At 64.8% G+C, this 12,544-nt stretch carries 12 protein-coding genes and 1 other RNA gene; 8 read left to right on the top strand and 5 right to left on the bottom strand.

The features are described 5' to 3' along the window. Nucleotides 1-55: 55 nt before the first annotated feature. A complete protein-coding gene (locus tag EPD66_RS14725; protein ID WP_142849280.1) occupies nucleotides 56-985 on the top strand; it encodes a bacteriohemerythrin in 930 nt (309 codons plus the stop codon). Nucleotides 986-990: 5 nt separating this feature from the next. Here EPD66_RS14725 and EPD66_RS14720 read toward each other — a convergent pair whose 3' ends face one another. The 3 genes from EPD66_RS14720 to hrcA all read right to left on the bottom strand — a co-directional run bounded on the left by EPD66_RS14720 (nucleotide 991) and on the right by hrcA (nucleotide 4,027). Beyond that, nucleotides 991-2,238, bottom strand: coding sequence for a sorbosone dehydrogenase family protein (locus tag EPD66_RS14720; protein WP_142849279.1), 1,248 nt, complete (start codon nucleotides 2,236-2,238; stop codon nucleotides 991-993). Nucleotides 2,239-2,301: 63 nt separating this feature from the next. Next, complete coding sequence (grpE, locus tag EPD66_RS14715) at nucleotides 2,302-2,958, bottom strand: nucleotide exchange factor GrpE (RefSeq protein WP_142849278.1); 657 nt, start codon at nucleotides 2,956-2,958, stop codon at nucleotides 2,302-2,304. A gap of 10 nt (nucleotides 2,959-2,968) precedes the next feature. Beyond that, on the bottom strand, nucleotides 2,969-4,027 hold the full coding sequence (gene hrcA / locus EPD66_RS14710) for a heat-inducible transcriptional repressor HrcA (RefSeq protein ID WP_142849356.1): 1,059 nt from the start codon (nucleotides 4,025-4,027) through the stop codon (nucleotides 2,969-2,971). Between the two features lie 144 nt (nucleotides 4,028-4,171). Between hrcA and rph the strand changes: the two genes are divergently transcribed. From rph to EPD66_RS14690, 4 genes are all read left to right on the top strand, one after another. Next, on the top strand, nucleotides 4,172-4,900 hold the full coding sequence (gene rph / locus EPD66_RS14705) for a ribonuclease PH (RefSeq protein ID WP_142849277.1): 729 nt from the start codon (nucleotides 4,172-4,174) through the stop codon (nucleotides 4,898-4,900). Nucleotides 4,901-4,904: 4 nt separating this feature from the next. Continuing rightward, the gene (gene rdgB, locus EPD66_RS14700) at nucleotides 4,905-5,513 is read left to right on the top strand and encodes an RdgB/HAM1 family non-canonical purine NTP pyrophosphatase (protein WP_142849276.1); all 609 of its coding nucleotides are present in this window, start codon (nucleotides 4,905-4,907) and stop codon (nucleotides 5,511-5,513) included. Between the two features lie 206 nt (nucleotides 5,514-5,719). Next, a complete protein-coding gene (hemW, locus tag EPD66_RS14695; protein WP_142849275.1) occupies nucleotides 5,720-6,883 on the top strand; it encodes a radical SAM family heme chaperone HemW in 1,164 nt (387 codons plus the stop codon). A 16-nt stretch (nucleotides 6,884-6,899) separates the two neighbouring features. Continuing rightward, nucleotides 6,900-7,910, top strand: coding sequence for a tetratricopeptide repeat protein (locus tag EPD66_RS14690; RefSeq protein ID WP_142849274.1), 1,011 nt, complete (start codon nucleotides 6,900-6,902; stop codon nucleotides 7,908-7,910). A gap of 38 nt (nucleotides 7,911-7,948) precedes the next feature. On the opposite strand, the gene EPD66_RS14685 is transcribed toward EPD66_RS14690, so the two are convergent. Continuing rightward, a complete protein-coding gene (locus EPD66_RS14685) occupies nucleotides 7,949-9,157 on the bottom strand; it encodes a GGDEF domain-containing protein (protein ID WP_142849273.1) in 1,209 nt (402 codons plus the stop codon). Nucleotides 9,158-9,373: 216 nt separating this feature from the next. Further along, nucleotides 9,374-10,012 carry a TetR/AcrR family transcriptional regulator gene (locus EPD66_RS14680; protein ID WP_185961428.1) on the bottom strand — a complete coding sequence of 213 codons (639 nt, stop codon included), beginning with the start codon at nucleotides 10,010-10,012 and terminating at the stop codon, nucleotides 9,374-9,376. Between the two features lie 303 nt (nucleotides 10,013-10,315). On the opposite strand from EPD66_RS14680, the gene ffs reads away from it, so the two are divergent. The 3 genes from ffs to EPD66_RS14665 all read left to right on the top strand — a co-directional run bounded on the left by ffs (nucleotide 10,316) and on the right by EPD66_RS14665 (nucleotide 12,539). Continuing rightward, nucleotides 10,316-10,412: signal recognition particle sRNA small type (gene ffs / locus EPD66_RS14675), an RNA gene on the top strand. Between the two features lie 37 nt (nucleotides 10,413-10,449). Continuing rightward, complete coding sequence (locus EPD66_RS14670) at nucleotides 10,450-12,219, top strand: DNA polymerase III subunit gamma/tau (protein WP_142849271.1); 1,770 nt, start codon at nucleotides 10,450-10,452, stop codon at nucleotides 12,217-12,219. Beyond that, a complete protein-coding gene (locus EPD66_RS14665; RefSeq protein WP_142849270.1) occupies nucleotides 12,216-12,539 on the top strand; it encodes a YbaB/EbfC family nucleoid-associated protein in 324 nt (107 codons plus the stop codon). The genes EPD66_RS14670 and EPD66_RS14665 overlap by 4 nt, the downstream gene beginning before the upstream one ends. Nucleotides 12,540-12,544 lie beyond the last annotated feature (5 nt).

Below are 12,544 nucleotides of genomic sequence, written 5' to 3'. Positions count from 1 at the left end.
AAATATATCCTACTGTATAGGCTCTTTTTTCTTATCGATAATTCAGAGCCTTCCAATGCCTTTCATGCCTTGGACGCCCGAACTTGAAACCGGCGTCGATTTCATCGACAGCGACCACCGTATCCTTGTTGACCAGATCAACATTCTGGCGGCGTCCCTGGAAGAAGACGGCGGCGGGGCCGATGTGGTGGGCTCGGTGCTGAATGTGCTGGCGGATTACACCAAGCGTCATTTCGCCCGCGAGGCCGAGGCATTCGAAGCGGCCGGCTATCCCGAAAGCCCGGCCCATAAGCGTCAGCACGACCTGTTCGTCGCCCGCATCAACAACGAAATCGTTGCCTTCCAGGAAGGCCGACTGAAGGCCGCCGCCCTGCTGGACCTGCTCAAGACCTGGCTGGGCGCGCATATCCTGAAGGAAGACAAGCGCATGGCCGCCCATCTGCGGGCAGGCCATTCCGCCATGCCCGGGTCGGTGGTGGCGCCGCAGAAGCTGGAAGGCGCAAACATCCTGATCGTCGACGACGAATTCAACTTCCGCAACCTGCTGAAGACCGTGATGCGCGCGCTTGGGATCCGCCACATGCAAGAAGCCAAGGACGGCGCCGAAGCGCTGGAATTGACCCAGACCACCCGCTTCGACGCGATCCTGCTGGACGACCGCATGCCCCTGCTCGACGGCCTCGAATTCGCCCGCATGGTGCGCGCCGGCGACGGCCCCTGCGCCCAATCCGTCATGATCCTGGTGCCCGGCTCGAACGTCACCGTTCCGCTGATCCGCCAGGCGCTGGATAACGGCGTCCATGATGTCGTCAAGAAGCCCATCTCGACCGAGGCGATCAAGAGCCGGTTGGAACGCCACCTGCTCAATCCCCTGCCCTTCCAGCGCCGCAACGGGTTGTGGATTCCCCAGCGCCCGAAGCCCCCGGCGGTGACGTCCGCCCCCGCTTCCGGCCTGCCGCCCCGGCCCAAGGTGATCACCGGCTGAGGGCCTTAGCGCTCTCCGTCATAGGTGATCCGCCACACCGTCTGGCCGGTATCGTCGGCCACCAGCAAGGCGCCGTCGGGCATGACCGCCAGGCCAACGGGACGGCCCCAGACCGAGGCACGATGCGTGCCCTCGACCCAGAAGCCGGAAGCGAAGATCTCGTAGGCGTTCTCTTCCGGCCGCCCGTCGCGGAAATTCACCCGTACCACCGTATAGGCCACCGGCTCGTCGGCATTCCACGAGCCGCGCAGGGCGACGAAGGCATCCCCGCGATAATCCTCGGGGAAATGGTCGTGATCGTAGAAGACGAATCCCATCGGCGCGGAATGGGCCTCGAACAGCACATCGGGAAGGATGGTCCGATCGATCAGGTCGCTGGGTGCCAGGGCGGCGAAATCCGGCTGGGGATTGGGGCCCAGATAGGCATAGGGCCAGCCGTAGAAGCCCCCCTCCTGCACCTGGGTCAGGTAATCGGGCACCAGCCTTTCGCCCATGCCGTCGCGCTCGTTGACGACCGTCCACAATTCCCCGGTCTGGGGATGAAAGGCCAGGCCGGTCGGATTGCGCAGGCCCGAGGCATAGGTCCGCTGCCAAGCCCCGTCGACGGAGAATTCCTGGATGGTCGCGCGCGGCTCCGGCTCAATGCCGATATTCCCGCGTGCACCGATGCCCACGAAGAAACGCGGCGCGGTGGGATGGAAGACCAGGCTGCGGGTCCAATGCCCCCCGGCATCGCCCAGGGCGCCCGGCGCCGTCACGGGCTCGAAGGCATCGGCCTTGATCTGGCCCGGCTCGTAGGGCGCCCGCCACACCCGCGCGGTATCGGCTACCCAGAAGAAGCCGTCGCGGATCGCCATGCCATGGGGCCGCGCGAATCCTTCCGCGAAGGGCTGGATCAGGTCGGCCCGGCCGTCACCGGTCTCATCCCGCAACAGCGTGATCCTGCCGCTACGCGATTCCGCTAGGAAGACGTCGCCATTCTCCGCCGCCAGCAGCCAGCGTGCATGGTTCAGGCCCTCGGCGAACAGGGTGGCGGTGAAGCCCGGCGGCAGATTCAGCCCAGCCCCGTCGGGGCGCGGCACTTCACGGGGCGGATTGGTGACGCTGTCCTCGGTTCCCGGCGGGGGCAGGGATTCCACCGTGACCGAAATCCGCTGCCCCGGCATCTGCGTCGCAGGCCCCTGGGCTGCGGCGGCGGAGGACAGCATTACGCCCGCCAGCAGCAGCGCCGGCCTCAGCCATCCTGACAGCATTTTCCGGCCTTCCGTTTCAGAATCCCGGCAAGGGCCGAAGCCCCTGCCCGATGCCGCCGCAGATCAGGCGGTGGTATCGACCTTCTGCTCGCCGCCTTCGCCCGGCCCGGGCTTGGGGCCGCCCTTGGACACGCCGACCATGGCCGGACGCAGCAGGCGGTCCTGGATCACATAACCGGCCTGCATCTCGACCACCACCGTGCCCGAAGGCTTGCTGGCATCCTCGACCTCCATCATGGCCTGATGCAGGTTGGGATCGAAGCGCTCGCCCATCGCCGGCACGCGGCGGATGCCGTGACGTTCGAAGATGTTGAGCAATTCGCGCTCGGTCATCTCGACGCCCGCGATCAGGTTCTTGGCCATGTCGCTGTCGGCCTGATCGGCAGGCAGGGCCTCCAGGGCGCGGCGCAGGTTGTCGGCCACCGCCAGCATGTCGCGGGCGAAATTGGTGACCGCGTATTTGCCGCGTTCCTCGGCCTGCTGGGTCAGGCGGCGACGCACATTCTCCGTCTCGGCGGCGGCGTAGAGCACATCCTTCTTCAGCTTCTCGATCTCGGCCTCGAGTTCCGCCTCACGAGCGGAAGGCTCCGGCGCGGGGGCTTCCGCCGCCTCCTCGGCGCCACCGCCCAGTCCCACCGTCTCGTCGCTCGAGATCGGGTTGGGCGTGGCCTGCTGTTCCGGGGCGTTGGACTGGGGATCGTCCTTCTTTTCCTGGCTCATGGAATCCTGTCTATCCGATAAGGCGCCCGATCACCTTGGAGGTGTAATCCACCAACGGAATGATGCGGGCATAGTTGATGCGGGTGGGGCCGATCACCCCGATGGCGCCGATGATCTGTTCCTGCGAATTGTGGTAAGGGGCAACGATCATCGAGCAGCCGGAATGGCTGAACAATTCATTCTCGGCACCGATGAAGATCTGGATGCCTTCGGCATTGTTGGTCAGATCCAGCAGCCGGACCAGCTGCTCCTTCGTTTCCAGGGCATCGAACAGCACCCGGATGCGCTCGAGGTCGGTGACGGCGGTCACGTCCTCCAGCAGATGGGACTGGCCGCGGACGATCAGCGAGCCGCCCTTGTCGCCGCCCGCCCAGGTCGCCAGACCGGCCTCGACCACCTTGCCGGTCAACTCGTTGAGCTGGCTGCGGTCCTTCTCCAGCTCGGCCAGAAGGGCGTCGCGGGCCTCGTTCAGAGTGCGCCCCGTCAGCCGGGCATTAAGGAAATTGGTCGCCTCCACCAGGGCCGAGGGCGGCAGGTCGCGCGGCACCTCGACCACGCGGTTTTCCACCTGCCCGTCGGCGGTGACGATGACCACCAGGGCGCGGCCGGGATTGAGCAGCACGAATTCGATATGACGCAACTGGCTCTGCGTCTTGGGCGCCAGCACCAGCCCGGCGCAGCGGGCCAGCCCCGACAGCATGGAAATGGCTTCTTCCAGCGCCTGTTCGCGGCTCTTGCCGGCGGCGCGGCACAATTCCTCGATACGCTTCTGCTCGTTGCCGCCGAGTTGGCCGATTTCCAGCAGGCCGTTGACGAAGAGACGCATCCCCGCCTCGGTCGGCATCCGCCCGGCCGAGGTATGGGGCGCGAACAGCAGCCCGGCCTCTTCCAAATCGGCCATCACGTTGCGGATGGTCGCGGGAGACAGCGAATTGGACAGCCGGCGCGAGAGCGTGCGCGAGCCGACGGGCTCGCCGGTCTCCACATATGTCTCGACGATCTGTCGGAAGACCTCGCGCGAGCGTTCGCTCAACTCGACGACGGGCCCTCCCTTGGCGTTCTTCTTCATGTCTGTCATGGCTTTCCGTCAGCGGAATCTAATTGGCCCTTCTCCCCCCGTCAACTTGACCTCTCGGCATCTCCTCTCGCGGAACTGGACGGATGGGACACGAATCGCTAGCTTCCCTCCGTTCCAGCAAGAGGATGCCGTTCCATGAGACCTTCGGGCCGTACCCCCGACGAGCTGCGCCAGATCGTGCTCGAACCCAATTTCTCGAAATATGCCGAAGGCTCCTGCCTGGCCCGTTTCGGCGATACTCACGTCCTGTGCACCGCCTCGGTTGACGAGCGCGTGCCCCCCTTCCTGCGCAACAGCGGCAAGGGCTGGGTGACGGCCGAATACGGCATGCTGCCCCGTTCGACCCATTCGCGCACCGACCGCGAAGCCGCCAAGGGCAAGCAATCGGGCCGCACCCAGGAAATCCAGCGCCTGATCGGCCGGTCCCTGCGCTCGGTCACCGACCTGAAGGCCATGGGCGAAATACAGATCAAGGTCGATTGCGACGTTTTGCAAGCCGATGGCGGCACCCGCACCGCCGCCATCACCGGCTCCTATGTCGCCCTGCATCTGGCCTTCGCCCGCCTGGTGAAGCTGGGCGTGCTGCAAAGCGTGCCGCTGACCGATCAGGTTGCCGCCATTTCCTGCGGCCTGTGGCAGGGCGTTCCGGTTCTCGATCTGGATTATGCCGAGGATTCCACGGCCCAGGCCGATGCCAATTTCGTGCTGACCGGTACCGGCGCCATCGTCGAGGTGCAGGGCACCGCCGAGGACAAGCCCTTCCAGAAGGACGAGTTCTTCTCGCTTCTTTCCCTGGCCGAGAAGGGCGTGGCCGAACTGGCCGAGAAGCAGCGCCAGGCCATCGCCCAGGTGTTGGAGGGCTAGGACCATGCGCCGTTTCACCGAGAAGAAGCTGGTCATCGCCACCCATAACGCCGGCAAGCTGCGCGAGATCGCCGAGCTGCTGGCGCCCTATGGCGTCGAAGTGGTTTCGGCGGGCGAATTGGGCCTGCCCGAGCCCGAGGAGACCGGATCGACCTTCGTCGAGAATGCCGAACTGAAGGCCCGCGCCGCCGCCATGGCCGCCAAGCTGCCGGCCCTGGCCGATGATTCAGGGATGGCGGTGGACGGGCTGGGCGGCCTGCCCGGCATCTATTCGGCGCGCTGGGCCGGGCCGTCGAAGGATTTCGGTTTGGCCATGGCCAAGGTGCATGACGCCCTGAACAGCCAGAATCCCGGCGGGGAAGCAGATCGCAGCGCCCGTTTCGTCTGCGCCCTGTCGCTGTGCTGGCCCGATGGCGAGATCATCACCTTCGAAGGTGTCGTCCATGGCGAACTGGTCTGGCCGCCGCGCGGCGAGAACGGCTTCGGCTACGACCCGATGTTCCTGCCCCAGGGCAGCAGGCAGACCTTCGGCGAGATGGATGCCGATGCCAAGCACGCCATCAGCCACCGCGCCGAGGCCTTCCGCAAGATGGTCGACGCGCTGTTCGCGTGAGTTTGCGAAGGCTTCTGGCCCGCCTTCACCTTTCGAGACGCCGCTTCGCGGCTCCTCAAGATGAGGCTAATTCTCTCCTGAATCAGACCTCATCCTGAGGAGGGCCGAAGGCCCGTCTCGAAGGATGCTTCAGCGCACCTCTCCCATGGCGCCCGGGGCTGCGGCTCCTATCTTGCCTTTCATCATGATCCAATACGGGTTTTCCCATGTCTGACAGCGCCGACGCCGGTTTCGGTATCTATGTCCATTGGCCGTTCTGCCTGTCGAAATGCCCGTATTGCGACTTCAACAGCCATGTCGCCGACAGCATCGACCAGGACCGCTGGCGCCGCGCGCTCTTGACAGAACTCGAGCATTACGCGGTGCTGACGCCGGACCGGCGGGTCAGCAGCCTGTTCTTCGGCGGCGGCACGCCCTCGCTGATGGCCCCCGACACGGTGGCCGAGATCGTGGCCGCGGTTCGGCGCCACTGGACCGTCAGCAACGAATTCGAGATCACGCTGGAGGCCAATCCCGGCACCGTCGATGCCGCCCGCTTCCGGGCCTTCCGCGAGGCCGGGATCGAGCGCCTGTCGATGGGCGTGCAATCGCTGAAGGAGGAAGACCTGCGCTTCCTGGGCCGCCGCCATTCGGTCGAGGAAGCGCTGCGCGCCATCGCCCTGGCCCGCGACACCTTCCCGCGCATGTCGTTCGACCTGATCTATGCCCGGCCGGGCCAGGACGTGCCCTCGTGGCGCGCCGAACTGAGCCGCGCGCTGGACCATGCCGCCGAACATCTGTCGCTCTATCAATTGACCATCGAGCCCGGCACCGCCTTCCATCCCGCCCATGCGCGCGGCGATTTCGTGCTGCCGGACGACGATGCCGGGGCGGCCTTGTGGGACGCCACCCAGGAAATCTGCGAACAGGCAGGCCTGCCCGCCTACGAGATCTCCAATCACGCCCGGCCCGGCGCGGAAAGCCGCCACAACCTCGTCTATTGGCGCGGCGGCGATTATGTCGGAATCGGCCCCGGCGCCCATGGCCGCCTGACCCTGGACGGCACCCATCACGCTTTGCGCCAGCACCGCGCGCCCGATGCCTGGCTGTCGCTGGTCGAATCCCAGGGCCACGCCACCCGCGAGGACACGCCCCTCTCGCTGGCCGAGCGCCGAATCGAGCTGGTGATGATGGGGCTGCGCCTGCGCGAGGGCCTCGTCCGCGAACGTTTTGTCTCCCTGGCGGGCTGTCATCCCGAGGAAGTATTGGACGCCGCCGGCTTGGCCGATATGATTTCATCCGGCTTCGTCATTGCCGACGAAGACGGAATTCGAACGAGTGCGGCCGGCCGGCCGCTGCTGAACGGGGTTTTGACGGCTCTTTTGCCGTAACAGGGGATTGCGGACCATGAACGCGCTGAGAGCCACCGGCCTTGTCCTTGCAGCAACGGCGCTGCTGGGGGCCTGTACCCTGCCTCCGGAGAGCGCAGCCCCCCCTGCCCTGCCACCCGTCGGAAGTCAGCCCCCCGCCGAAGAGGACGTGACCCCGGCCCCTGCCGCCGTCACGCCGCCGCAGGAATTGTTCATTCCCACCCCGTTGCCGCCCGATCCCTGCGACAACGAACTGCAAGCGCTGGAAAGCCTGCCGGTGGGAAATGTCAGCCCCGCCGACCTGACCCATCTGGGCGGCCGCTACGAATTGGGCGAATGCCCCGGCGGCGGACTGGACCGCGCCATTGAGCTTTACCAGCGTGCCGCCGACAAGGGCGACGGCACCGCCAAGCTGCGCCTGGGCGCGCTCTATTGGGACGGGCGCGGCCTTCCCCGCGACCAGACCCAGGCCCGGCGGCTGTTCCAGGAAGGCGTGATGGAACTGGCGGCCGAAACCGATCCGTCGCGGCTGGTCGAACGGGTGCGCCAGGTGATGGCCCGGCGTCCCGTTCCCGAGGCCCTGATGCGGGAAGCGCAAATGCTCCACGAGGTCGAATCCGGCGATGCCGCGCGCCAATACCAGGCCGCCCTGCAATTGCGCAACGGCGATCCGAGCCAGCGCAACGAGGCCCTGGCCCAGCGCTGGATGGAACAGGCCGCGCTGAAGGGCCTGCCCGAGGCGCAATATTCCCTCGCCCAGATGCTGCTGCAGCAGGAAGGCCGCCGCCAGGCCGGGCTGCGCTATCTCTACGAAGCCGCCGTGGCGGGCTATGCCCCGGCACAGAAAAGCGTCGCCGGCCAGTACCGCACCACCCGCGAGGACCAGTTCGGCGCCTTCCGCGCCTATGTCTGGCTGCTGCGCGCCAAGGCCGGCGGCCAGGATGTCGCCACCGAACTGGCGAATGTCGAGGCCCTGCTGGAAGACGACAACCGCAAGCTCGCCCGCGACTGGGCCAACGACCCCAAATTCACCCCGCCGCCCCCGTAAAGGCAGAGAAGTAGATCCTCTTCAGACACCTCTCGCTGTCAGTCTGCTCCGACAGGGAGAACAGGAATCTTCGTGCTGGATATGTGATTGCCACATTCTACACGGTTACGACCTGTTTCCTTCGCCCGGTAGAGATTCTTGTCGGCCTGTCTCAGCAGCTCATCGACATCATGTTCATCGGTAACGCTGTGACAGATACCGGCACTAAGTGTCAGCGCGAAGCTGGTGCCTTTTGTGCTGATTTGACAGCCCTCGATGGACTGACGCACCCTTTCCGCAACCTCATAAGCATCATGGGCTGATATATCGGGAAGGATAGCAGCAAATTCCTCGCCGCCGATTCGAGCGACAAAATCGGATTGGCGCAGGGTTTCGAGAAAAACCCCGGCGCATCTCTGCAATGCCGCATCCCCCGCCGCATGACCATAGCGATCATTGATGGCCTTGAAATGATCAATGTCGAACAGGACGATGGCTAATCCTTGGCCACGCTGCCCCTCAAGAACCTCTCGCAACCGTCCCTCGAACGCCCGCCGGTTATAAAGCCCGGTCAATGGATCCTGCAAAGCGATACGCCTTAGACTGATCGCAGCCCGCTCATAAGAGATGGATAGGGCGAAAGCGCCAGCCGAAACCGTATGAACCACTGCAATAAGCAAATGGATTTCCAACAATATATCCTGGGGCAGATAGCTCCCCATCTCGTCATTGAGGAAGAGGCCTTGGGCTGCTCGAAATGCAAAAGACAGCCCCATCAACAGATAGGAGCAGATCAAGCCATAGCTTGAAGGCAGATCCCTCTGCTTCTCGCCCTGGAATTCCCAGGCAATGAACATGGACTGGACGGCCAGAATGATATTCACGGCGAAATAAGCCGTTCCATAGCCGAAGATGCTTGGGAAGGCGAAAAATATCGCAGTTGGGATAGTGGCTCCCCATACAAGGAACCAAGGAGCCGGCCGGCCCGTGAACTGACGGGCTGCTCGCCAACGCAACCCAAACCCCACGACCAGCAAACAATTGGCCAGAGTGATCAGCAGCCCTGCTCGTTCTGCCGGAACGACCATGAAAATAACGAGAGCGGCGGAAAGCGCCAGATTGGCTGCGACCCACGAGATCCAATACGTCGAATCACGCTGCTTCCGCCAAGCAGAGAAAAACGCCCCTGCCATCACGACAAGAATAATGGCGTTCGCCGCGAACAAGGTAAAGCTATCGACCGCTATCGACAATGTGGCCTCGGACATTAGCAACCCTCGGCTTGGTTTTTGCCTGCAGTTCGTTTTAGCACAAACAAACTCGGCTATGTCATGTCCGCCGGCCTTTTAACACATCACCCCAGCCTTATGACTGCACATCCTCCGTGACTATGCCCTTCATAAGGGTCTTTATTTATATCTGGTGGAAAACAAAAGGGCCCTAAACCTGGGAGACCAACTTGCGTTATCCCCCTGGCATCTGTCTCACACTTCCTCGGCCTGCAGTGCATAGGCCCGCAGCAGCGTCTCGACCGCCGCCTCGACCAGATCCTCGGGGCGGCAGCCGCCTTCTTCCATGTTGAGCAGGCGGCGCATGTAGTCCTGGCCCTTCAGCATGCCGACGAACATCTCGGCCGTCAGCCGGGCATCGGGGATGGCGAGCAGCCCCTTGTCCTTCAGCTTCTGGAAATAGGCGGTGAGGCTGGCCATGGCCCGGGCGGGGCCCGAGACGTGGAAGATCTCGCCCAGTTCGGGCTGGCGGGCGCTTTCGGCGATGACGACGCGATAAAGGGCGATGGCTTCGGGCGCATAGATCAGCCTGATCATCATCAGGCCCAGGGCATGCAACTCGGTCCGCAGGCTGCGCGCATCGCCCCGGGGCACCGGCAGCTTGTCGAAGCTCTGTTCGCAGCGGTTGGTGATCATCGCGCCGAACAGGGTCTGCTTGTTCTCGAAATGCGCATAGATCGTGGCCTTGGACACGCCGGCCCGTGCCGCCACGGCGTCCATGGTGGTCGCCGCATAGCCGTATTCCAGGAATTCCTCCCTGGCCGCGGCCAGAATCTGCTCGCGCTTGCTCAGCGGGACCGTGTCGAATTCCACAGCCGGTTTCTGCTCTCTCATCCTGAACGTCTCTGTTGACCCTGGACAGCAGAACCTAGACAGACCCCCGCGGCCAATCAAGGCGGCAGAGTCCTTCCCCTTTTCGTGCGGCCTCACTCTCAAGAGGGTCATCCCCTCGCCATGTTGATCCCTTCCCCCATTGGTCCCACGTCACAATCGGGCGAAGCGACCGGAAATACGGGGTTTCTTCTCTCCTTTCCCCCGGATTTTCGGCCTCTTCGCTCAACCTTTTCACCATCAAGGGGCGCCGTCCGTGCTTTCGGGCTTGCGTCGAAGCCCCGGACGGCTGATATAGTGCCCCTGGGAGGCTGGCGGCGGACGAGTTCCTCGCCAACCCGGTCAGGTCCGGAAGGAAGCAGCCGTAACGAGTTCCGACTCGGGTCGTTTGTCGGTCTCCCACCTCTTTTCCCCCAGCGGCCACTTGGCCACCAGGGTCGATGACCGAAACCGTATCCTCTCCGCCGTACCGCGTTCTTGCGCGCAAGTACCGGCCCAGCGACTTTGCCGGGTTGATCGGGCAAGAGGCGATGGTTCGCACCCTCACCAATGCCATCCAGTCCGGGCGATTGGCGCATGCCTTCGTGCTGACCGGCGTGCGCGGCGTGGGCAAGACCACCACCGCCCGCATCATCGCCCGCGCCCTGAACTGCATCGGACCGGACGGCACCGGCGGGCCGACCATCGCGCCTTGCGGCCAATGCGACAATTGCCGCGCCATCGCCGAGGACCGGCATGTCGACGTGATGGAGATGGACGCCGCCTCGCGTACCGGCGTCAACGACATCCGCGAACTGATCGAGGGCGTGCGCTACCGCCCGACCTCGGCGCGGTTCAAGATCTACATCATCGACGAAGTCCACATGCTCTCGACGGCGGCCTTCAACGCGCTGCTGAAGACGCTGGAAGAGCCGCCCGAGCATGTGAAGTTCATCTTCGCCACCACCGAGATCCGCAAGATCCCCATCACGGTGCTGTCGCGCTGCCAGCGCTTCGACCTGCGCCGCGTCGAGATCGACACGCTGTCGGCCCATTTCGCCGCCATCGCCGAAAAGGAATCCGCCCGCGTTGCGCCCGCCGCCCTGGCGATGATCGCGCGCGCCGCCGACGGCTCGGTGCGCGACGGCCTGTCGCTGCTCGACCAGGCCATCGCCCATTGCGGCGGCGACGTGACCGAGGAACAGGTCCGCGACATGCTGGGCCTGGCCGACCGGGCGCGGGTCTTCGACCTGCTGGACGCGGTGATGAAGGGCGATATCGCCAATGCCCTGGCCCAGGTCGCCGACCAGTACAATGCCGGGGCCGATCCGGTGGTGATCCTGCAGGACATGCTGGAGCTGACCCATTGGCTGACCCGCCTGAAGGTCGCCCCCGACCAGGCCGACGGCGCGGCGGTGGGCGAGACCGAGCGGGTGCGCGGCCGCGAGATGGCGCAGGGCCTGTCGATGGCGACGCTGACCCGGGCCTGGCAGATGCTGCTGAAAGGGCTGAACGAGGCGCGTTCCGCCCCCTCGCCCCTGCAGGCCACGGAAATGGCGCTGGTGCGGCTAGCCTATGCCGCCGAGCTGCCCAGTCCCGCCGAATTGATCGAAAGCCTGCGCGGCGGGCAGAACCAGCCGCAGCCTCCCGGCGGCGGCGGAAATCCCCGCGCCACGGCACCGAGCGGCGGCGATGGCGGCGGCTATGTCCATGCCGTCTCGCAGCAGGGCGCCCCCCAGGGCGGACCGGTCCACGGCCCGCAGGCGGCGCTGCGCATCGTGCCGCCGCCCGAGCCCGCCCCGCCGCCGCCCAGCGGCCCGCGCAGCTTCGAAGAGGTCTATAAGCTTTGCGACGAAAAGCGCGAAGCCCTGATCGCCACCGACCTGATGGCGAATGTCCATCTGGTGAAATTCGAAACCGGGCGCATCGAAATCCGCCTCGGCCCCAGGGCGGCGCAGGACCTGCCCAACAAGCTGGGCCGCCTGCTCACCGAATGGACCGGCATGCGCTGGGTCGTCACGGTGTCAAGCGAGCCGGGCGAGCCCACATTGATGGAACAGCGCCTCGCCGCCGAGCAGCGCCGACGTGAAGATGCCGCCAATCACCCGCTGGTGCAGGCCGTCCTTGCGGCCTTCCCCGGCGCCAGTATCGAGAAGGTCCTGGACCTGGAAACTGAAGAACCGGCCGCCGCCCTGACGGATGCCGATGTAGAGACGGGAGACGAAGAATGAAGAATCTCGGTCAGATCATGAAGCAGGCCCAGCAGATGCAGGCCAAGATGGCGGAAATGCAGGCCAAGATGGCCGAGCTGGAAGTCACCGGCACCTCCGGCGGAGGCATGGTCAGCGTCACGCTGAACGGCAAGAGCGAACTGCGCAAGCTCAAGATCGATCCCTCGCTGGTCGATCCCAATGACGTGGAAGTGCTGGAAGACCTGATCGTCGCCGCCTTCAACGACGCCAAGACCAAGGCCGAAACCCAGATGCAGGACGAAATGTCCAAGCTGACCGGCGGCCTGAACCTGCCGGCCGGTTTCAAGCTCCCCTTCTGACACGC

This window comes from Telmatospirillum sp. J64-1 (assembly GCF_006980715.1).
Lineage (GTDB): Bacteria > Pseudomonadota > Alphaproteobacteria > Rhodospirillales > Magnetospirillaceae > Oleiliquidispirillum > Oleiliquidispirillum nitrogeniifigens.
This window is presented reverse-complemented; position numbering and strand designations above follow the sequence as displayed.